General features: G+C 40.6%; 21 protein-coding genes and 1 riboswitch. Of the genes, 19 read left to right on the forward strand and 2 right to left on the reverse strand.

Annotated features, from left to right (window positions below):
* The first annotated feature begins 100 nt into the window (after positions 1 to 100).
* Positions 101 to 3,313: a glycosyltransferase family 117 protein gene (locus FLJC2902T_RS04675; RefSeq protein WP_035677278.1), complete on the forward strand. Its 3,213-nt coding sequence runs from the start codon at positions 101 to 103 to the stop codon at positions 3,311 to 3,313.
* Positions 3,314 to 3,542: 229 nt separating this feature from the next.
* A complete protein-coding gene (locus FLJC2902T_RS04680) occupies positions 3,543 to 4,307 on the forward strand; it encodes a polysaccharide deacetylase family protein (RefSeq protein ID WP_023578621.1) in 765 nt (254 codons plus the stop codon).
* Here FLJC2902T_RS04680 and FLJC2902T_RS04685 read toward each other — a convergent pair.
* Both FLJC2902T_RS04685 and FLJC2902T_RS04690 read right to left on the reverse strand, forming a co-directional pair.
* Positions 4,304 to 4,600 carry a thioredoxin family protein gene (locus tag FLJC2902T_RS04685; RefSeq protein WP_023578622.1) on the reverse strand — a complete coding sequence of 99 codons (297 nt, stop codon included), beginning with the start codon at positions 4,598 to 4,600 and terminating at the stop codon, positions 4,304 to 4,306. The two genes, FLJC2902T_RS04680 and FLJC2902T_RS04685, sit on opposite strands and share 4 nt — an antisense overlap.
* A 74-nt stretch (positions 4,601 to 4,674) precedes the next feature.
* Complete coding sequence (locus FLJC2902T_RS04690; protein WP_023578623.1) at positions 4,675 to 5,907, reverse strand: metallophosphoesterase; 1,233 nt, start codon at positions 5,905 to 5,907, stop codon at positions 4,675 to 4,677.
* Positions 5,908 to 6,058: 151 nt separating this feature from the next.
* On the opposite strand from FLJC2902T_RS04690, the gene polA reads away from it, so the two are divergent.
* The 17 genes from polA (at position 6,059) to thiH (ending at position 22,436) form a co-directional block, all read left to right on the forward strand.
* On the forward strand, positions 6,059 to 8,902 hold the full coding sequence (gene polA, locus FLJC2902T_RS04695; protein WP_023578624.1) for a DNA polymerase I: 2,844 nt from the start codon (positions 6,059 to 6,061) through the stop codon (positions 8,900 to 8,902).
* A 394-nt stretch (positions 8,903 to 9,296) separates the two neighbouring features.
* Positions 9,297 to 10,607: a serine hydrolase domain-containing protein gene (locus FLJC2902T_RS04700; RefSeq protein WP_023578625.1), complete on the forward strand. Its 1,311-nt coding sequence runs from the start codon at positions 9,297 to 9,299 to the stop codon at positions 10,605 to 10,607.
* A gap of 147 nt (positions 10,608 to 10,754) precedes the next feature.
* Positions 10,755 to 11,210, forward strand: a complete 456-nt coding sequence (rplM, locus tag FLJC2902T_RS04705) for a 50S ribosomal protein L13 (protein WP_023578626.1) — start codon at positions 10,755 to 10,757, stop codon at positions 11,208 to 11,210.
* Positions 11,210 to 11,596 (forward strand): 30S ribosomal protein S9, encoded by a 387-nt coding sequence (gene rpsI, locus FLJC2902T_RS04710; protein WP_035677283.1) that lies wholly within the window; start codon positions 11,210 to 11,212, stop codon positions 11,594 to 11,596. Before rplM ends, rpsI begins: the two co-directional genes overlap by 1 nt.
* A gap of 138 nt (positions 11,597 to 11,734) precedes the next feature.
* Complete coding sequence (rpsB, locus tag FLJC2902T_RS04715) at positions 11,735 to 12,499, forward strand: 30S ribosomal protein S2 (RefSeq protein ID WP_023578628.1); 765 nt, start codon at positions 11,735 to 11,737, stop codon at positions 12,497 to 12,499.
* Between the two features lie 138 nt (positions 12,500 to 12,637).
* Positions 12,638 to 13,459 carry a translation elongation factor Ts gene (tsf, locus tag FLJC2902T_RS04720; RefSeq protein WP_023578630.1) on the forward strand — a complete coding sequence of 274 codons (822 nt, stop codon included), beginning with the start codon at positions 12,638 to 12,640 and terminating at the stop codon, positions 13,457 to 13,459.
* 93 nt (positions 13,460 to 13,552) lie between these two features.
* Positions 13,553 to 14,230, forward strand: a complete 678-nt coding sequence (locus tag FLJC2902T_RS04725) for a queuosine precursor transporter (RefSeq protein WP_023578631.1) — start codon at positions 13,553 to 13,555, stop codon at positions 14,228 to 14,230.
* Positions 14,231 to 14,360: 130 nt separating this feature from the next.
* Positions 14,361 to 14,615 (forward strand): hypothetical protein, encoded by a 255-nt coding sequence (locus tag FLJC2902T_RS04730; protein WP_023578632.1) that lies wholly within the window; start codon positions 14,361 to 14,363, stop codon positions 14,613 to 14,615.
* 137 nt (positions 14,616 to 14,752) lie between these two features.
* Complete coding sequence (locus FLJC2902T_RS04735) at positions 14,753 to 15,313, forward strand: DNA-3-methyladenine glycosylase I (protein WP_023578633.1); 561 nt, start codon at positions 14,753 to 14,755, stop codon at positions 15,311 to 15,313.
* A gap of 85 nt (positions 15,314 to 15,398) precedes the next feature.
* Positions 15,399 to 15,495: riboswitch (TPP riboswitch) on the forward strand.
* Between the two features lie 55 nt (positions 15,496 to 15,550).
* Positions 15,551 to 15,757, forward strand: coding sequence for a sulfur carrier protein ThiS (gene thiS / locus FLJC2902T_RS04740; protein WP_023578634.1), 207 nt, complete (start codon positions 15,551 to 15,553; stop codon positions 15,755 to 15,757).
* A 348-nt stretch (positions 15,758 to 16,105) separates the two neighbouring features.
* Positions 16,106 to 17,929 carry a phosphomethylpyrimidine synthase ThiC gene (gene thiC / locus FLJC2902T_RS04750; RefSeq protein WP_023578635.1) on the forward strand — a complete coding sequence of 608 codons (1,824 nt, stop codon included), beginning with the start codon at positions 16,106 to 16,108 and terminating at the stop codon, positions 17,927 to 17,929.
* Positions 17,930 to 18,035: 106 nt separating this feature from the next.
* A complete protein-coding gene (locus FLJC2902T_RS04755) occupies positions 18,036 to 18,623 on the forward strand; it encodes a thiamine phosphate synthase (RefSeq protein ID WP_023578636.1) in 588 nt (195 codons plus the stop codon).
* Positions 18,596 to 19,351, forward strand: a complete 756-nt coding sequence (locus tag FLJC2902T_RS04760) for a hydroxymethylpyrimidine/phosphomethylpyrimidine kinase (protein WP_035677288.1) — start codon at positions 18,596 to 18,598, stop codon at positions 19,349 to 19,351. The genes FLJC2902T_RS04755 and FLJC2902T_RS04760 overlap by 28 nt, the downstream gene beginning before the upstream one ends.
* The gene (locus FLJC2902T_RS04765) at positions 19,344 to 19,967 is read left to right on the forward strand and encodes a thiamine phosphate synthase (RefSeq protein WP_035677289.1); all 624 of its coding nucleotides are present in this window, start codon (positions 19,344 to 19,346) and stop codon (positions 19,965 to 19,967) included. The genes FLJC2902T_RS04760 and FLJC2902T_RS04765 overlap by 8 nt, the downstream gene beginning before the upstream one ends.
* Positions 19,954 to 20,724 (forward strand): thiazole synthase, encoded by a 771-nt coding sequence (locus tag FLJC2902T_RS04770; protein WP_035677291.1) that lies wholly within the window; start codon positions 19,954 to 19,956, stop codon positions 20,722 to 20,724. The genes FLJC2902T_RS04765 and FLJC2902T_RS04770 overlap by 14 nt, the downstream gene beginning before the upstream one ends.
* A gap of 169 nt (positions 20,725 to 20,893) precedes the next feature.
* Complete coding sequence (locus FLJC2902T_RS04775) at positions 20,894 to 21,271, forward strand: GxxExxY protein (protein WP_035677293.1); 378 nt, start codon at positions 20,894 to 20,896, stop codon at positions 21,269 to 21,271.
* 49 nt (positions 21,272 to 21,320) lie between these two features.
* A complete protein-coding gene (gene thiH, locus FLJC2902T_RS04780; protein ID WP_035677437.1) occupies positions 21,321 to 22,436 on the forward strand; it encodes a 2-iminoacetate synthase ThiH in 1,116 nt (371 codons plus the stop codon).
* Positions 22,437 to 22,486 lie beyond the last annotated feature (50 nt).

The following is a 22,486-nucleotide window of genomic DNA, read 5'->3' on the forward strand; positions in this document are numbered from 1 at the left end:
TCTATAAAAAAATATTAAAAAAATTATTTGCATGTTTCTATATGCAAAAAAAGAGTTTCTTTGTAGTAGAATTCAATCTGAAAAAATCGACATATCTTATATGACTACTTTAAACTTCAAAAAGTGGAACACCATTTTAGGATGGTTTACGTTTGCCATCGCGCTTATAACCTACACTTTAACTGTAGAACCTTCGCTAAGTTTTTGGGACTGTGGAGAATACATCGCCACTTCAGCAAAACTGGAAGTCGGACATCCACCCGGAGCACCGCTCTTTCAAATGATTGGCGCCTTCTTTGCAATGTTCGCACCAAGCGCCGACAAAATAGCATTAATGGTTAACATGACCTCAGTTTTCTCGAGTGCATTTACCATATTGTTTATGTTCTGGTCGATGACACTTATTTTAAAAAAAATAATATTATCGTATTCCGTTTTAAGTAAAGAAAACTCAATCGTGATACTGGGAAGTGCTTTTGTAGGTTCTTTAGCCTTCACCTTTACAGACAGTTTCTGGTTCAGTGCCACCGAAGCGGAAGTATACGCCATGGCCTCTTTATTCATTGCCTTATTACTTTGGATGGGCTTGCGCTGGGAAGAAGAAATGCATACTCCGCGCGGAAACAAATGGTTACTACTGATCTCTCTTGTAATCGGTCTTTCCTTCGGGGTTCACTTCATGGCCTTACTAACGATTCCGTCCATAGGATTACTGTACTACTTTAAGAATTACGAAAAAATCACCATTAAAAACTTCATTATAGCCAATATTGTAATGGTGGCGGTTTTATTCTTTGTCTTCAAATTTTTACTTCCCTACACATTAGCCTTCTTCGGAAAGACAGAAATCTTCATGGTAAACAGCCTTGGACTGCCGTTCAACTCCGGCACCATATTCGCCCTTTTACTGATCATCGCGTTCTTCTATTTCGGATTAAATTACACCAAAAAGAAAGAACTTCCTTTTTACAACACTATCTTACTTTGCGTTCTGTTCGTTTTAATCGGATTCTCAACCTGGTTAATGCTTCCGATTCGCGCCAATGCAAACGTGGTAATCAACGAAAACAAACCTTCGGATGCTGCAGAGGTTTTGGCTTATTACAATCGTGAGCAATACGGAGAACAAAAAACTTTCTACGGCCCGCTATTTTCAGAAACCTATGCCGGTTTAGACGAAGACAAGCCTTATGAAGACGACAAACCCAACTACGAAAGAGATTACAAAACAGGTAAATATGTAATCGTAAACAATTACGTAAACGCAAAAAGCAACGCAGACGACAAACATAATGGTGTATTACCCAGAATGTGGTACGGCGACAGCGAGGATGCCCGCGTGAATTACATGACGTTTACAAAACCACTGGACTTCACCATCAACCCAGAGTATTCCCACGAAGACGAACTGGTACAAATCGTTTCCGAATTCAGAAGCGCGTTTGCAGCAGGAAAAATTGGCCTTGACGGTTATGATAAATTCCTGAAATCCTATGGCGACTACCTGATCATTGAAAAACCTTCTTTTGGAGACAACATGAAATTTATGTTCGAATACCAGTTCGGATACATGTACTGGAGGTATTTACTATGGAACTTTGCAGGCCGTCAGAACGACATCCAGGGAAAATATGACTCCCAGAACGGAAACTGGTTAAGCGGAATCAATTTTATCGACGAAATACACCTTGGATCACAGGAAAACCTTCCGCCGGACGTACTGAACAACAAAGCAAGAAATACCTATTTTTTCCTGCCTTTCATATTAGCCATCATCGGAATGGTATTCCATGCCAAAAAAGACCTGAAGAGCTTTTATGTCTTATTAGCCCTTTTCCTGTTCACAAGTTTCGCTTTGAAAATCTTCCTGAATGAGCGTCCTTTCGAACCAAGAGAAAGAGATTATGCCGTTGTAGGCTCCTTCTACGTTTTTGCAATGTGGCTAGGCTTTGGCGTGTATGCTATTTATGACACCGTTAAAAAAATCCTGCAACCAAAAATCGCAGTTCCACTTGTTATTATCGTTTCTTTATTTGCAGCCCCAATATTAATGGCTAAAGAAAACTGGGACGACCACGATCGTTCGGACAGATATACCGCGATTGCTATGGCAAAATCCTATCTTGATTCCTGTGAACCAAACGCCATCTTATTTACTATTGGTGACAATGACACTTTCCCTTTGTGGTATGCACAGGAAATTGAAGGCTACAGAACGGATGTAAGAATTGTAAATACACAGCTTTTTGCAACCGACTGGTATATCGACCAAATGAAGGCCAAAGCATACAAATCGGAACCATTACCTATCCGTTTTACACACAACCAATATGTGGCGGGCACCCGTGATTATGTTATTCATAAGGAACTGACGAAAGAACGAATTCCAATCGAACAGTTTTTGAAATTCATCGAATCCGGAGACGAACGAACAATGGAAACCATGCCTAACGGACAGAAAGTCCAATTCTATCCTACCGACAAGATCAGTATTCCCGTCGATAAAAACACGGTTATCAAAAACAAGGTGGTTGCGCCACACCTGAATGACTCTATCGTTTCAAGCATCGATGTGGATATCAGAGGAGGCGTAATTTACAAAAACCGATTAATGATGCTGGACGTTGTAGCCAACAACAACTGGAAACGCCCTATTTATTTCTCCCCTGGAAGTTTTGACGACGAAGATTACATCTGGATGAAGGAATACCTTCAACTGGAAGGAATGGTCTACCGTTTGGTTCCTGTAAAAACAACTCGTAACGAAGAATCCAACCAATTTGAAATGGGCTTTATCGATACGGAAAAAATGTATAAAAACGTAATGTCGTGGGATTGGGGCAATAGTGAGAGTCCGAATATTTATCACGACCCGGAAACCCGTAAAAACAGTATTTCCTACAGAACCAATTTATCGCGTTTGATGGAAGCTTTAATCAACGAAGGCAAAAAAGACAAAGCCAAAAAAGTGATAGACCTGGCAATGACAAAAATGCCGATTGACTACTTCAACTATTATCGTTTTGTAGACCCTTTTGCTGGTGGGTATTATGAAATTGGCGAAAAAGCGAAAGCAAGAGCTGTCCTGTCCCAACTGATGAAAAAATATCAGGAGAACCTCATGTATTACAGTACCTTAAAACCTACCGATCAGAATGAGGCGTATGTTGATATCGTTACGGAAATCGAAAGCTACAGAGGATTACTGGAAGTAATGAAAAAAAGAGGCGATATGGAATTCTACAATCAGAACAGAGCCAAATTTAACAGCTACAACAAACTGTTCCCCCTTTTTGAAAGAGACATGGAGTAAATTAAATTGAAACCTGCATCAAAAAACATTTTTCTTCCAATGAAATAAAAAAGTAGGTTCCTGACAACCTTGGGCAAACAATGTTTTTTTCGGAAGAAAATGAGATAATTTGAAAATGTAGTAATTCATCAGAATTACTACATTTTTTATTTTAATCGGTGCGCATTTTATCTTAAATTAGGATGTCCTAATTCCAAATTGACGAGTCATTAAATTTTCAAATCAAAGCATGGATTTTTACTGGATAAAAACGAACAAAATCATCAAACAGATATTTTCCAATCAGGTTTGGGACCTCCCGAATACCGAAAAGAAAATCTACCTCACTTTTGATGATGGCCCTACTCCAGAGGCCACAGGGTGGATATTGTCCGTTTTAAAAGAACACGCCGTGAAAGCCACCTTTTTCTGCATCGGCGATAACATCCGAAAACATCCGGACCTTTTTCGAAAAATAGTTTCAGAAGGACATTCCATAGGAAACCACACCTATCATCATTTGCAGGGCTGGAAAACAACCAACAAAGCATATCTGGAAAACATTCGTTTGTGTGAGGAAGAGATCAGAATACAGATGACAAACAACAGACAGCAGGCAGCAGACAGCAGGCAACAGACAGCAGAAATCGGAATTCAACCGCCAGAAAATAGCTCACAAAAAAACGAAACTTCTCTAACAAAAAATCTGCAGACTGCAACCAGCAATCTGAAATCTAAACTTTTCCGCCCTCCTTATGGCAAAATACGTCCTTTGCAATCTGCCCAATTGCGAAAAAAAGGATATAGAATAATAATGTGGGATGTTTTAAGTGCCGACTTCGACTACAAGGTTTCTCCCGAAAAATGCCTGTCTAACGTAGTAGAAAATACGGCGCAAGGATCCATCATCGTATTTCACGACAGCAAAAAAGCTTTCCGGAATGTGGAATATGTCCTGCCTAAAGCGATTAAAATTTTAAAAGAAAAAGGATTTCAGTTTGCTACAATCGATTAGGAATTTTCCTGAACAAGACCGATAATGGTATTCGCATCTAATTCCCCGGATTGTCTCCAGACCATCTGACCTTCTTTATAAATCATTAAAGTCGGCAACCCCTTAATTCGTAAAGCCTCTGCCAACTCCTGATTTTTATCAACGTCAATTTTAATCACTTTTGCCTTATCGCCAAGTGCCGCAGCAACATCCCTGATTACCGGATGCATGGAAACAGAAGACTCATTCCAATCGGTATAGAAATCGATTAAAACGGGTACTTGTGTATTGATTAGTTCTCCAAATTTTGACATAAGCGAGAAATTTAGATTAATTAAAAACTTTTGTTCTTAAAAAAATAGTATACAAATATAGCATTTTTACGCATTTATGCTACTCTTTCTCCTTTTTTTAGTTGAATTACTGTTATTTCCGGCCAAATACCAACCCTTCCCGGATAGGCATGAAACCCGAAACCGCGGTTTACATAGATGTAACGGCCCAAATTTTCATAGAGGCCGGCCCATTGTTTGTACACGTATTGCACAGGACTCCAGCGTATAATTCCCGGAATTTCGATACCGAACTGCAAACCGTGTGTATGACCGGACAAGGTGAGTTGGTAATGATTTTCGTGATGCTGCACTTCGGCATTCCAATGGGAAGGATCATGACTCATCAGAATCTTAAAGTCCTCTTTTTTGACTCCGAGGGACGCTTTAGCCAAATCACCAGCCTGTTTGAACTTCACACCCCAGTTTTCAACACCGATCAAAGCAATTTCTTCTCCGCCATTTTTTATTTTGACGTTTTCATTCAGCAGTAATTTGAAATCAATCTGACGGTACAAATCCTTAATAGCTTCAAAATTCTCTTTTTTAGCCGCTTGGGATGGCCATTCGACATATTCGCCGTAATCATGATTTCCCAAAACCGAATATTTTCCAAATTTCGGCATCTCAATTTTACGGAAAGTATCAATCCAAGGGTGCATTTCCGTGGCATGGGTATTCACGATATCCCCGGTAAAAAGCACCAGATCCGATTTTTGCTGATTCACCAAATCAATAGCATATTCAATCTTTTCGGCATTGTCAAAACTTCCGCTATGAATATCCGATATCTGAGTGATCGTCATACCATCGAAACTTTCCGGCAAATCAGGAAAAAATAAGGTCTGACGAATTACTTTATAATTATATTTCCCCTTGGTCATTCCATACAACAACGACGTTAGCGGAATCGCCGCGATACCCAGCGCAATCTGACTTATAAATTTCCTTCGTCCGGGTATCGACTCTGCAATACTGTCGGTCTGCGTAAAATAATTGATGATGGTGGCGAACATTCTGAAAAAATCTTCTCCCAAAAGAATTACGGCTACCAATAATTTCGGAACCAGCATCAGCAAAAACAAACCGATAGTAAACAGCGATTGCGCATTTTGCCCCACCTTACGGTCAAACTGACTGAAACCGTACAAAATATAAGCGAAAGCTAAAAAACTGATTACCTGATAGGCAATAAGAACCCAACGCTCTCTGGTAATGGTTTTCACCGCCTGAAAAGCATACAACTCTATTAAAAGCAGGATCACCCCTATAAAAACTAAACGCATCATTATTTGTATTTGGAATAAGCAAAGTAACGAAGAATGAAGGGCTTAGCGAACATAAATTAGATTAATTTTAACGCAGCGATTGATTTGGAACTCAAGTTTTAGATTAATCTTATCACTTTACGTATTTTTACCTGCTAAATTTTTCAAAATCATGTCACAACAAAAACGTCTTTTTCTCTTAGATGCCTATGCCTTAATCTTCCGCGGATACTATGCTTTCATCAAAAATCCGCGAATCAATTCCAAAGGTGTCGACACTTCGGCCGTATTGGGATTCATGAATTCGCTGATTGACGTCATTAAACGTGAAAAACCGGATCATTTGGCAGTAGCCTTCGATAAAGGCGGAAGTGATTTCAGAAATGAGATGTTCCCGGAATACAAAGCCAATCGCGATGCCACTCCCGAAGCGATAAAAATAGCCGTTCCATACATTCAGGAAATTTTACGTGCCATGCACATCCCTATCATTGAAGAAGCCGGATACGAAGCCGATGATTTAATCGGAACGCTTTCGAAACAAGCTGAAAAGCAAGGCTATCAGGTTTTTATGGTGACACCCGATAAAGATTTCGGACAATTAGTTTCCGAAAACATTTTCATGTACCGACCGGCCCGTATGGGTAACGATATAGAAATCTGGGGAATACCCGAAGTTCAGGCAAAATTTGAAGTCGAACATCCGCTACAGGTCATTGACTTTTTGGGAATGATGGGCGATGCCGTCGATAACATTCCGGGATTACCAGGTGTGGGCGAAAAAACAGCGAAGAAATTGCTGGCGGAATTCGGTTCCATGGAAAACCTATTGGACAATACCGATAAATTGAAAGGCGCTCTGAAAGAAAAAATCGAAGCCAACAAAGAGAAAGGGATTTTGTCCAAAAAACTCGCAACCATCCTACTCGACTGTCCGGTAACGTTTAACGAAACCGACTACGAATTATCCAAACCCGATGTAGAGAAAACTGATGCACTTTTCATCGAATTGGAATTCCGTCAGATGAAAACCCAATTTGACAAATTGTTCAGCGGCGGAAAAGAATACGACGAAGTAAACACCATAAACGGAGACGGAACACCGAAACCGGCCGCTAAGAAAACCGCCAAAAACGAAGATCAGTTTTCGCTTTTTGACAGTGGTGACAGCGAAACACCGGAAGGCCACCACAGTTACTACAATACACTGGAAAACACCAACCACCACTATGAAGTGGTACAGGGAAATTTAGGCGTTCAACTGTTCATGCAAACCTTATTGCAGCAGAAGTCGGTATGTTTTGACACCGAAACCACCGGAATTGACGCCCTGAATGCCGAACTCGTTGGTATGTCGTTCTCCTGGGAAAAGGGAAAAGCATTTTACATTCCGTTTCCGGAAGATCAGGACGAAGCCAAAACCTTACTGGAAAAAGTGGTTCCGTTTTTCGAAAATGAAGAAATTGAAAAAATCGGTCAGAACATCAAATACGACTTAAAAATACTAGCCAATTATGGAGTCACCGTGAAAGGAAAACTTTTCGACACGATGATTGCCCATTATCTGATTAACCCCGACATGCGTCACAACATGGACGTTTTATCGGAAACCTATCTTAAATATTCTCCAAAATCGATTGAAACTCTAATCGGTAAAAAAGGAAAAAACCAGAAATCGATGCGTGATGTGGCTTTGGAAGACATTAAGGAATATGCCGCCGAAGATGCCGACATCACCTTACAACTGAAAGAAGTTTTCGATCCAAAACTCGACAGTACCGGCACCAAAAAACTTTTCGAAGAAATCGAGATTCCGTTAATCGAAGTCCTTGCTGATATGGAGCGTGAAGGAATCCGTCTGGATGTCGATTATCTGAAAGCAATGTCGAAAGATATGGATGTCGAAATCAAAACGCTGGAACAACAGATTTATGAAACAGCTGGTGAGAAATTCAATCTGGCTTCCCCGAAACAATTGGGCGAAGTACTTTTTGACAAGATGAAAATCGGTGGAGCCAAACAAAAGAAAACCAAAACCGGACAGTATGCCACCGGCGAAGAAGTCCTAAGTTATCTGGCCAACGAACACGAAATCGTAAAACAGATTCTCGAGTGGCGCCAGATGGTGAAATTGCAGAGCACTTACATCATTTCCTTGCCGGAACAAGTAGATAAAAAAACCAACCGCGTTCACACCGATTACATGCAAACCGTGGCCGCAACCGGACGTTTGAGTTCAAACAATCCGAACTTACAGAACATCCCTATCCGTACCGAAAGAGGCCGATTGATTAGAAAAGCATTTATCGCGAAAGATGAAAATTACACACTGCTTTCTGCCGACTATTCGCAGATTGAATTGCGCGTCATTGCCGCGATGAGTGGTGAGGAAAACATGATTAAGGCGTTTCAGCACGGCGAAGATATCCACAGAAGTACAGCAGCAAAAGTATTCAACGTACCTTTGGAAGAAGTCACCAAAGAACAGCGTAGCCACGCTAAAACCGTTAACTTCGGGATCATTTACGGGGTTTCGGCTTTCGGACTCAGCAACCAGACGAATTTATCCCGAAGCGAAAGTGCCGCATTGATTGACGCGTATTACAAAACCTATCCACGATTACGCGAGTACATTCAGGAACAGATTGAATTTGCAAGAAGTCATGGCTATGTACAAACCGTTTCCGGTCGCCGTCGTTATCTGAAAGACATCAATTCCGCTAATGCCGTGGTCCGTGGTGCTGCCGAGCGAAATGCCGTGAACGCCCCGATTCAGGGAAGTGCTGCCGATATCATCAAAATTGCAATGATTAATATCCATAAAAAGTTGATTTCCGAAAACTGGCAATCAAAAATGTTGCTTCAGGTACACGATGAGCTTGTTTTTGACGTTCACAATAGTGAATTGGAAAAAATCAAACCGATGATCAAACACGAAATGGAGAATGCATTCAAACTGAATGTTCCATTGGACGTGGATATGGGCACAGGAAGAGACTGGTTGGAAGCGCATTAAGCAGTATTCAGTCGCAGTGGTCAGTTTACAGAAACTCGCAGACTGTCATTTCGACGGAAGGAGAAATCTCATAAAACAGGAACTCACAATTAAAAAACCCGACAAGTTTTCAAAATCTGTCGGGTTTACTTTTTACATCAGCCTTTCTAAATCCAAGATAATAATCAGATATTTATCTAAACATCATAAACCTTGAATGCCTTTTTAAAGCAGTAAAGGATGAAACACCACAGGAAATCTTCGGTTTATAAATGAATTACTCATCATACTGACTTTTCTTTTAAAAGGTAAAGCACAATTTTATACTTTTATGGGAATTATCTTCGTTATGAGCATAATTCCGAAAATGTAATCTTACATCGAATTTCAGAAAATCAAAAAACAATAAAAAAACATGAAAAAACTATTTCTAATCCTTACGGCAATATTTTCACTGACAATCACCGCTCAGGAAAATGCCCGTTTCAGAAAAATTGACAGTTTGCTCAGTTATCTGAACCATAACAACCGATTTATGGGACAAATCAGCATCCGTGAAGGCGACAATGTGGTTTATGAAAAAGCGTATGGATTGCCAACGACTAAGAAAGAAGAACAACCCAATAAGAATACGAAATACAAAATCGGTTCGGTTACCAAAACTTTTACGGCGGTAATGATCATGCAATTGGCGGAAGAAAAAAGGCTGAAACTCGAAGACAAACTTTCGAAATTTTATCCGCAAATTCCAAATGCCGACAAAATCACTATCAATGATTTGTTACGTCACCGATCCGGAATTGTGGATTATGTGAATGCCGACAGTACCACAAACATGATGGTAAAAATATCCAAGAAAGACATGCTGAGTAAAATAGCTGCTTACAAACCGGTTTTCGAACCCAATTCCAAAGCAGAATACAGCAACTCCAATTATTACATTTTGGGCTGTATTATCGAAGAAATTACCAAGACACCGTATAAAACCAATCTGAAAACCAGAATTATCGACAGGTTAAAACTGAAAAACACTTATATGGTGGATAATGTGGATCCAAAGCGAAATGAGATTCCATCCTATATGTATAAAGGCGACCAATGGGAAGTCATCCCGGAATGGGATATGTCACTTCCGTTTTCAGCAGGAGCCATTTCCTCAACCGCGAACGACTTAACTGCCCTTATGCGTGGCATCTTCAACGGAAAATTACTGAAACCCTCATCCGTGGATGAAATGACGCAACTAAAAGAAAGTTACGGCATCGGCTTGGTGACTTTTCCTTTCGGCGAGCGCAAATTCTTTGGTCATACCGGAGGAATAGAAGGATTCAAATCCGTGGTAGGCTATTATCCGACAGAAAAATTAGGCATTTCCCTTATTGTGAATGGTGACAATTATAACCGAAACGACATCATGATCGGAATTCTGAGCATTTACTACAAAATGCCGTATGCGTTTCCGAATCTGAAATCGTTTAAAGTCGATGAAAAAATCCTGAAATCGTACGAAGGAACATATGCCTCAAAAGAAATTCCGCTCAAAATCAACATTAAAACTGACAAAGGTCAACTTATAGCACAAGCCACCGGGCAGGGCGCCTTCCCTTTAAATGCCGTAAGCGAAACCGAATTCGTGTTCGATGCGGCCGGTGTAAACATGACTTTCGGCGATAAAACCATGCTCTTAAAGCAGGGCGGAATGGAAATTAAGTTCGCTAAAGAATAATTTTTATCGCATAGAAATCTCATATTCAACTACTCGCCTGACAATCAACTTATAAAATTATCCCTCTGGCATTTGTATAATAAATAAATAATTGTACTTTTGCACTCCCTTTATTGGGAATGGAATGTTTAATTAAAATAAAAAAACGTGGACAATTTAAGCTACAAGACAGTATCAGCAAACAAAGCGACTGCTCAGAAAGAGTGGATCGTGGTAGATGCTGAAGGTCATAACTTAGGTCGTCTTGCTTCTAAAGTCGCTATGATCTTAAGAGGTAAGTACAAGCCAAGTTATACACCGCATGTGGACTGTGGAGATAACGTAATCGTTATTAACGCAGAGAAAATCAACCTAACAGGTAACAAGTTGGATGACAAAACGTACATCCGTCACACAGGTTATCCAGGTGGACAAAGAAGTTTAACTGCTAAAGTAATGCAACAAAAAAACCCTGCATTATTGGTAGAAAAAGCTGTAAAAGGAATGCTTCCTAAAAACAAATTAGGTGCTGAGTTATTCCGTAATTTGAATGTAAATGTTGGTTCTGAGCACAAACATGAGGCTCAAAAACCAAAAACTGTAAACTTAAACGATCTTAAGTAATGGGAGTTATTCACAAAATCGGTAGAAGAAAATGTGCTGTGGCACGTGTTTATGTTTCAGAAGGAACAGGAAACATTACCGTAAACAAAAAAGAATTTACAACTTACTTCCCAACTGCTACATTACAGTACAAAGTAATGCAACCTCTTTCCATGACTGAGAACGCATCAAACTTTGACGTAAAAGTTAATGTATACGGTGGTGGTACTACTGGACAAGCTGAGGCTGTTCGTATGGCTATCGCAAGAGCAATGTGCGAAGTGGAAGTTGAAAACAGAGCTATCTTGAAACCAGAAGGTTTACTTACTCGTGACCCTCGTATGGTTGAGCGTAAGAAATTCGGTCAGAAGAAAGCTCGTAAGAGATTCCAATTCTCTAAACGTTAATATTTATTATTATTTAAAAACACTAAGTTTTTGTTGCTCTCCTGCTGAGGCAGGAATTAGTTTAGCATCTAAATGGTTAAGACCGAGACAATCGCTACTAAATCATTGCTAATACACAAGAACGTAAACTATTACAAAATGGCAAACAAAGTAGAAGTTAAAGAATTACTAGAAGCAGGTGTTCACTTCGGACACATGACTAGAAAATGGGACCCAAACATGGCTCCTTACATCTATATGGAGCGTAATGGTATTCACATTATCAATCTATATAAAACTGCAGCTAAAATTGAAGAGGCTAATGAAGCTTTGAAAAAAATCGCTGCATCTGGTAGAAAAGTACTTTTCGTAGCTACCAAAAAACAAGCAAAAGATATCGTTGCAGAAAAAGCTGCAGCAGCTAACATGCCGTACATCACTGAAAGATGGCCAGGTGGTATGTTGACTAACTTCGTAACTATCCGTAAAGCTGTTAAGAAAATGGCTTCTATCGATAAAATGAAGAAAGACGGTACTTTCATGACATTATCTAAAAAAGAGCGTTTACAAGTAGATCGTTTACGTGCGAAATTAGAGAAGAACTTAGGTTCTATTGCAGACATGACAAGACTTCCGGCTGCGTTATTCGTTGTGGATATCAAAGCAGAACACATCGCTGTTAAAGAAGCTCAAAAATTAAACATTCCAGTTTTCGCTATGGTAGATACCAACTCTGACCCACGTCAGGTTGATTTCGTTATCCCGGCAAACGATGATGCTTCAAAATCAATCGACAAAGTTTTATCTTTAGTATCTGGCGCAATCATCGAAGGACTTTCTGATAGAAAATCTGACAAAGATGAGCAACCGGCTGGAGAAGTAGCAGCAGCTCAAACTGAAGCTACAACTTCAACTGAAGAATAAATAAACATTAAATTCCAAATTTTAAATTCCGGGCTCCAAACAAAATCAATAACATTCAGTTGATGATTTGAAAACTTTGGAATTTGGATTTTAAGATTTGGAATTTTTACTTTTAACACAATTTAAATTTTATACAAAATGGCAACAATAACTGCTGCAGACGTAAATAAATTAAGAACCATCACCGGAGCTGGTATGATGGATTGTAAAAAAGCATTAGTGGAAGCTGATGGGGATTTCGATTTAGCAATCGAGAACTTACGTAAAAAAGGTCAAAAAGTAGCTGCAAACCGTTCTGATAGAGAATCTACAGAAGGTGCTGCTATCGCTGTGGTAAACGGTGACAAAACGGCTGGTGTAGTAATCACTTTGAACTGTGAGACTGACTTCGTAGGTAAAAATGAAGGTTTCGTAAAATTAGCTACAGATTTAGCTAACCAAGCGTTAAACTATGCTGATAAAGATTCTTTCTTGGCTTCTGATTTCGGTGGAATCACAGTTAACGAAAAATTAATCGAGCAAACTGGTGTTATCGGTGAGAAAATTGAAGTTGGTCAGTTCGAGCGTTTAGAAGGTGCTTTTGTAGGATCTTACATCCACGCTGGAAAAATCGCTACTTTAGTTGCTTTATCCGCTAACGTTGCTGGTGGCGAAGAAGCTGCTAAAAACGTAGCTATGCAAGCTGCTGCAATGAACCCAATCGCTTTAGACGAAGCTGGTGTTGATGCTGCAACTATCGAAAAAGAAATCGAAATCGCTAAAGATTTGTTACGTCAGGAAGGCAAACCGGAAGCTATGATTGATAACATCGCTAAAGGTAAATTAGGACGTTTCTTCAAAGACAACACTTTGGTAAACCAAGACTTCATCAAAGACGGTTCTATGAGCGTTGCCGCTTATATCAAATCGGTTGACGGTGGTTTAACTGTTACAGGTTTCAAACGTGTGGCTTTAGGATAATCCATCCTGAACATAAATATACAAACCCCGGTCGCAAGATTGGGGTTTTTTTATTCTCCGAAATGGTGTACATTTGAGTTTACACCTGAAAAAATGTTCAAAAGCAAAAAAGACATCGTCTATATTATCCTAGCCGGCCTCTTCATCACCAACGCCATAGTAGCCGAACTCACCGGAGGAAAACTCATCCAGATTGGCCCATTCATCATGAGCATCGGTATATTGCCCTGGCCCATCGTCTTCATAACTACCGACATCATCAACGAACACTTCGGACGCGATGGTGTAAAAAAATTATCCTTCATAACCGCCGGACTCATTGCCTATTGCATTCTCATACTTTTCATCGGAACCAAAATACCGGCTTTTGAAACCGCAGAAACCGTAAACGACGAACAATTTTACGCTGTATTCGGTCAGGGTTTATTTATCATGGTGGCGAGTATTATTGCCTTTCTTGTCTCACAGCTTATCGACGTTACCGTTTTCTGGTTCCTTCGCAACAAAACCGGAAAGAAAATGATTTGGCTTCGCAGCACCGGTTCTACCGTCATTTCGCAACTCATCGACAGCTTTATCGTTTCCGGAATCGCCTTTTGGCTAACAGGCAAAATCACAACCAGCCAATACATCAACATGTCCTTTACAGGATATACCTTCAAATTAATCTTAGCCGTTGCATTAACACCCCTTATCTATCTTGGTCATTATCTAATTGAAAAATATTTGCACACCGCAAATCCCGAAACAGATAGTACCAATCCTGAATAAAAAAGCACTAAAAACCAAATTGTGCATTTCATCATAGAATTCGAGCAGTTCAACAAATATGTAATTTTTAACAGATTGATATACAGTATATTAGCTAATTTTACCCCCTAAACAATCAAATTTATGCATTATGAGAAAGTATGTATTATTATTGGGAGCTGTGGGTGCCGTGCTGATTGCATTTGCCTTTACCACAAACGCTAAAGAGAATGACAAAGCGCATAAAGTCACCATCTGCCATTATCCTCCTGGAAATCCGGGCAATGTTCAAAAAATAACAATTAGCACAAATGCTGTGGAGAAGCACATAGAAAACCATGGTGATGTCGTTTTAGAAGATCCTTGCGATCCTTGTCCATGCAGAGAAGAGCAGAATCCTTACTAGTTTACTTTAAAAAAATATAAAAAGAGCAATTAGTCCCGCTGATTGCTCTTTTTATTTGTTGGTTATACACGATTAACAAAATATTTTTCATCTTTTGAAAAAAGTTTTACATTATATTTGATTCAAAGGAAAAGAAGATGAATCTTAAAAACCGCTGCGCCTGGTGCGAAAAAGACGATTTATACCGCAACTACCACGATCAGGAATGGGGCGTTCCCATTTATGACGATCAAAAAATATTTGAATTCCTGATTCTAGAAACCTTTCAGGCCGGCCTAAGTTGGTATACTGTTTTAGCCAAAAGAGAAAATTTCCGCAACGCCTTTGACAATTTCGATTATAAAAAAGTAGCCACTTATTCCGAAACCAAAATCGAAACCCTAAAACAGGACGCCGGCATCATCCGAAACGGGTTAAAAATCAAAGCCGCCGTTACCAACGCCATCGCCTTCATGGAAATTCAAAAGGAATTCGGCTCCTTCTCCGAATACATCTGGGGTTTCGTAAATCATCAACCTGTTGACAACAAACCTCTAACCCTAAAAGACGTTCCCGCAACTTCAGAAATCTCCGATGCCTTGAGCAAAGACCTAAAAAAACGCGGCTTCAAATTCGTCGGTTCCACCGTAGTGTATGCCCACATGCAGGCCACCGGAATGGTGAATGATCATGTGGAAGACTGCTGGACGAGGAAATAGTTTTCAGTCGCAGTCTCAGTTTTCAGTACGACTTCACTCAAAACTCAAAATTCATAACTGATAATTCATAATTTTTAATACATTTGTCTCACTTTAGGGGTGTCTGCAACACGCAGGCTGAGATTTTACCCTCTGAACCTGATCTGGTTAATACTAGCGTAGGGAAAAGTAAGATGACTTCATAGTACCATTGCGTACACCTTGCAGCCATTCCTAAAGTCGCTAAAAACAACAGGAATGGAACTAAAAATCAACAACCAGTACAAACAATTCGACCGCGAAAGTATTTCCGCACAGGCTTTGCTTGACCTCGAATTTCCCGACAGACAAAACGGAATCGCGCTTGCCGTAAACAATACCGTCATTCCCAAAACCAATTGGGAAACCACACTCCTCAACGAAACCGACGACATTTTAATCATTACAGCCACACAAGGAGGTTGATTATTAGGCTGCACGGGCGGGCTGTACGTTCCAAGTCCGCAGTCAAAAGCCTTAAAAACATAGCCCTGCAAGCAGCTTCCGTTGGTCGCTACTTTCAGCACTTGTTTTTTTACAGCTTTTGCCTTTACGGGCTTTCCACTCCCATCCCTGGCAGAGAAGAGAATATAGAAACAAGAGACAAGAAAAAAGACGAAATCAACCAAATCCACAAGAAAAGAAGCGACTCAAAATCTGCGAAAATCTGCGCAATCTGCGTGAAAATAAAAACCAAGATACAAGAGAACAATAATCCCCAAAAGTAAAACTCAGCAACTCAGTTACTCAGTCACTTAGAAACTAAAAAAAAACATGAATTCAGAAGAAAAAATATCCAGACAACCCTTCCCCAATTCCACAAAAGTCTACATCGACGGGGAAATCCACCCGATTAAAGTCGCCATGCGCGAAATCACACTTTCCGACACCAAATTATCCAACGGAGGCATCGAAAAAAACCCGCCCGTGACGGTTTACGATACTTCAGGACCTTACACCGACCCAAATATAGAAATCGACGTTCGAAAAGGCTTGCCAAGACTCCGCGAACAATGGATTCTGGACCGAAACGACGTGGAAGAACTAACCGAAATCACCTCCGATTACGGAAAAGAGCGTCTTGACGATGAAAAACTAAACCATCTACGCTTCGAATATTTACACCAACCGATGCGCGCTAAAAAAGGAGCAAATGTCTCACAATTACATTACGCAAAAAAAGGCATCATCACTCCCGAAATGGAATACATCGCCATCCGTGAAAACCAACGCATCGAGCAATTGGAAACGGCACAAAAAGCAATGCAATGCCAACATGCCGGTCACAGTTTCGGGGCCAACACACCAAAAAGCAAAATCACAGCAGAATTTGTGCGCAGTGAAGTCGCAGCCGGACGTGCCATCATTCCAAACAACATCAACCACCCGGAAAGCGAACCGATGATTGTGGGCCGTAATTTCTTAGTAAAAATCAACGCCAACATCGGAAACAGCGCCGTAACCTCCAGCATCGAGGAAGAAGTTGAAAAAGCCGTTTGGGCTTGTCGTTGGGGTGCCGACACCATTATGGATTTATCCACCGGAAAAAACATCCACGAAACCCGCGAATGGATTATCCGAAATTCACCCGTACCCATCGGAACCGTACCAATCTATCAAGCCTTGGAAAAAGTAAAAGGGGTAGCCGAAGATCTAACCTGGGAAATTTTCCGCGACACCTTAATCGAACAGGCCGAGCAAGGCGTTTCCTATTTCACCATTCACGCCGGAGTTTTATTGCGTTACATCCATTTAACCGCCAACCGCGTTACAGGAATCGTGTCCCGAGGCGGTTCGATCATGGCAAAATGGTGTTTGTTCCACCACAAGGAAAATTTCCTTTACACGCATTTCGAGGAAATCTGCGAAATCATGAAACAATACGACGTGGCTTTCTCATTGGGTGACGGCTTACGACCGGGTTCCATCGCCGATGCCAATGACGCCGCACAATTCGCAGAACTGGAAACCTTGGGAGAATTAACCAAAATTGCCTGGAAGCATGACGTACAGGTATTTATCGAAGGTCCGGGACACGTACCGATGCACATGATTAAAGAAAATATGGACAAGCAGTTGGAACATTGTTCCGAAGCACCTTTCTATACATTAGGCCCATTAACTACGGATATTGCTCCGGGTTACGACCACATCACATCCGCCATCGGAGCAGCAATGATTGGCTGGTACGGCTGTGCGATGTTGTGCTACGTAACGCCGAAAGAACACTTAGGCTTACCCAACAAAAAAGACGTAAAAGACGGCGTGATCACCTATAAAATCTCAGCCCACGCCGCCGACTTGGCCAAAGGACATCCGGGAGCGCAATACCGCGACAACGCCTTGAGTAAAGCCCGTTTCGAATTCCGCTGGGAAGACCAGTTTAATTTAGCCTTAGATCCGCACACCGCAAGAGAATTCCATGATGAAACTCTGCCTGCGGACGGCGCAAAAGTGGCACATTTCTGTTCGATGTGCGGACCTAAATTCTGTTCCATGAAAATCTCACAGGAAATCCGCGATGTCGCCGAAGCCGAAAAAGGAATGAAAGCCAAATCGGAGGAATTCGTTGAAAGTGGTAAAGAAATTTATCTATAAGAAGAACATAGAATATAGAGAAAAGAATATAGACCTGAGACACTTTTCAAATAACTAATTACAGTCTTTTTTCTATTCTCTATATTCTATCATCCAAAATAAAAACATGATCGTAATTACCAATCCGATTCCCGTTCCAAACGAAATCAGCATTATCCATTCGCTTTTCGCAGAAGGATTATCACTGCTGCACATCCGTAAACCCGATTTTACGGAGGCGGAAATGAAATTGTTTGTATTGGCAATAGGATCGGAATTTAAGGACCGACTGGTTTTACACAGTCAGCATCATTTGGCAGAAGAGTTTGAAATCAACCGGATTCATTATTCAGAATTGAAAAGAAAATCCATACCTGACAGATTTTGGAAACCTATCAGGTATTATTCCACATCAACACATAGTATCGAGGCTTTCAACGCATTGGAAACTGATTTTGAATACGCCTTTGTGAGTCCAGTTTACCCAAGCATTTCAAAACCAAATTATGTTTCCGAAACGAATCAAATCGAAGCAATAAAAAAACGCACCAATTTCAGAACAAAACTCGTTGCTTTGGGAGGTCTTTCATCAGAAAACATTCAACAAACATTAGAAAACGGTTTTGATGACGTTGCTCTTTTAGGCACCATTTGGCACAGTACTAACCCTATTGAAAATTTTAAAAAATGTCAGCAAATCGCCCATTCGTTTTAACCATTGCCGGACACGACCCATCAGGTGGCGCCGGCATTTTATCAGATATCAAAACATTCGAACAGCATCAGGTGTATGGTTTAGCCGTTTCAACCGGTAATACCATCCAAACGGAAAACAAATTCCATGAAATACAATGGACGGAGCTGGATTTCGTGCTGGATTCGATAAAAACGCTTTTTAGAAATTACGATATCAAAGCCGTAAAAATCGGAATTATCCCCTCACTTGCTTATTTGAAAAAAATCGTAACCGAAATAAAAAAAAGGTCGCCTAAAACAAAAATTGTTTGGGACACGGTACTGAAATCGTCCACCGAATTTGAATTCACCACCATAGAAAATCAAACAGAACTAATTGAGATTTTACAGCAAATCGATTTGATAACGCCAAATTACAACGAAATCCTGAAACTTTCCGATTCTGAAAATTCTGCCGAAAAAATTGCGCAAAATCTCTCGACACATTGTTTCGTGTTACTCAAAGGTGGTCATAATCCCAATCAAAAAGGGGTGGATTACTTATATTTCGATGAGGAATGTGCAAAACTAAACAGCACACTTATGGCCGTTTCCGAAAAGCACGGATCGGGTTGTGTCTTGTCTTCATCAATTACAGCAAATCTCGGTCTGGGACATGATATCATTTTAGCCTCCCTGAAAGCCAAAACCTATATCGAAAAATACCTTAACTCAAACGCCACTTTATTAGGATACCATTATGTTTAGCAAATTACAGTACATTTCTCAGGGAACTACGGTTGACGAACAACTGTACAACATCCACAAGGTGCTCGACAACGGCTGTGACTGGATTCAGTTGCGGTTTAAAAACGGAAATTCGTTAGAACTTTTCGCTTTAGCGGAAGCGGTAAAAACGCTCTGTGAAGAATATCTGGCAACCCTCATCATCAACGATAAAGTCGATTTGGCACTTCAAATCAATGCCGATGGGGTGCATTTGGGACTAAATGACATGAAAGTCAAAGATGCCCGAGCCTTATTAGGCAATCATAAAATCATTGGAGGAACCGCAAATACACTGGAAGATATTTTGCAACGCACTACAGAAAACTGTGATTACATCGGACTTGGCCCCTACCGATTCACTGCTACCAAGGAAAACCTGAGTCCGATTTTAGGTCTGGAAGGCTATCAAAACATTCTCGGCAAAATCAAGGAACAAAACATTCAGATTCCCGTTTATGCCATCGGCGGCATTGCATCGAATGATATTGAAAGCCTAATCGATACAGGTCTTCACGGAATTGCCGTTTCCGGACTAATAACCGAAAACCCACAACTGATTACACAACTCAACGAAAAACTCTATGTCAACACTTAAAATAGCAGATAAAACCTTTTCTTCGCGCTTGTTTTTGGGAACGGGAAAATTCGGTTCCAACCCACAAATGGAAGAAGCGATCCTGGCCTCAGGAAGCGAATTGGTTACAGTAGCCCTAAAACGCGTCGATCTGGAAACCGAAACCGATGCAATTTTATCCCACATCAACCATTCGCATATCAATTTATTGCCGAATACTTCAGGTGCACGCAATGCGAAAGAAGCGATTTTTGCGGCTCAATTGGCGAGGGAAGCATTGGAAACGAACTGGCTGAAACTTGAAATCCACCCAGATCCGAAATATTTACTACCCGACCCTATTGAAACCCTGAAAGCCACGGAAGAACTGGCGAAACTGGGTTTTATCATCTTACCTTACATCCATGCCGATCCGGTGTTGTGCAAACGATTGGAAGATGCGGGAACTTCAGCGGTAATGCCCTTAGGTTCTCCGATTGGAAGCAACAAAGGATTAAAAACCGAAGATTTTTTGGAAATCATAATTGAACAAAGTAAAGTACCCGTAATTGTGGATGCAGGAATTGGCGCACCATCCCACGCGGCAAGAGCCATGGAAATGGGTGCCGATGCCGTTTTGGTCAACACCGCCATTGCCGTGGCCGGAAATCCGAAATTGATGGCGGAAGCTTTCAGAGAAGCTGTCATTGCCGGACGAAAAGCTTATGAAGCACAATTGGCACAAACCGGGAATAAAGCGGTAGCATCAAGTCCATTGACGGCATTTTTGTATGAATAATTGTTTTAATTACTAATACAAAATCACGAAGACTTCGCTGACTTGCGCAGAAATAGAATTAAGCATATTGACATTAAAAAGTCTGCGAAAATCTGCGAAGTCTGCGTGAAAAATAATCTAATAAATTTTCTATCTAATTCAATCCATACTATAAATAAATATCAAAGCCATGACAGAAAATGAAATATCATACGCCGTAAGAGGAGCAATTTCAAAAGTTTACAGAAAACTTGGTCCGGGACTACTTGAATCCGTTTATGAAAGTGCTTTATATCATGAATTAACAAAAGTGAACTTGAAAGTCCAAAGACAAGTGGAAATTTCTGTGCCTTATGATGACATCATATTAGATGTGGCTTTTAGAATAGATTTACTTGTTGAAGACAAAGTAATCATAGAATTAAAATCGGTTGAAGATTTAGCTCCTATACATTTCAAACAACTCACAACTTATTTGAAACTAACGGATAAAAAACTTGGCTTACTTGTAAATTTTAACTCGGCTGATATATTCAGTGGCATCAGACGAATTGCAAACCAATTATAAAATCCAGGCTGCGAAAATCTGCGAAGTCCGCGTGAAAAAGACAAAAAAAATGAGCACATTCAAAAACATTTTTGAAAATTACGATTGGGACACCATTCAAAATAAAATATACCAGACTACGGAAACGGAAGTCCGAAACACCTTAGCAAAATCCAAAAAAAATATGGATGACTTTCTTGTACTGATTTCCCCGGCAGCGAAACAATTTCTTGAAGAAATGGCCCAACAAAGTCATGTTTTAACAAAAAAACGTTTCGGAAAAACCATCCAGATGTATGCCCCTATGTACCTGAGCAACGAATGCCAGAACATCTGTACGTATTGTGGTTTCAGTCTGGACAATAAAATCAAACGAAAAACACTGACAAACAGCGAAATTGAACTGGAAGTGGCCGAACTGAAAAAAGCAGGATTCGACCATGTGTTGCTGGTCACCGGAGAAGCGAATTACACGGTGAACATCAACTATTTCCTGACCGCCGTGACACAAATTAAGGAGCATTTTTCTTCTATTTCTGTGGAAGTGCAGCCGTTAACCGAAGAAGAGTATCAGCAATTACACGAAGCGGGTGTGCATACCGTTTTGGTGTATCAGGAAACCTACCATCGGGAAGTGTATAAAGAATACCATCCAAAGGGAAAAAAATCCAATTTCGATTTCCGTTTGGAAACCCCGGACCGTGTGGGCAAAGCCGGAATCCACAAAATCGGACTGGGTGTTTTGCTGGGACTGGAAGATTGGCGTACCGACAGTTTCTTTAACGCCTTACACCTCGATTATCTGCAAAAAACCTATTGGCAGAGCAAATATTCCGTTTCCTTCCCACGTTTGCGTCCGGCGGAAGGGATTATCGAGCCGAATTTCATCATGGAAGACAGCGAACTACTCCAATTGATTTGCGCCTATCGTCTTTGGAATGAAGATTTGGAAATATCCATTTCGACCCGTGAAAACGAGAAATTCAGAGACAATATCATTCCGATTGGCGTGACTTCAATGAGTGCCGGATCGAAAACCAACCCAGGCGGTTATGCGGTTGACGTGGAATCGCTGGAACAGTTTGAAACGAGCGATGAACGTTCGGCACACGAAATTGCCTCGATGATTTCAAGCAAAGGTTATGAACCGGTTTGGAAAGACTGGGACAGAAGCTTCAGTCTTTAAATTACAATTACCTGTTTTAGAAAAACCACCTTATCCTTCAGCAATACGTC

The sequence above is a fragment of the Flavobacterium limnosediminis JC2902 genome (assembly GCF_000498535.1).
GTDB lineage: Bacteria > Bacteroidota > Bacteroidia > Flavobacteriales > Flavobacteriaceae > Flavobacterium > Flavobacterium limnosediminis.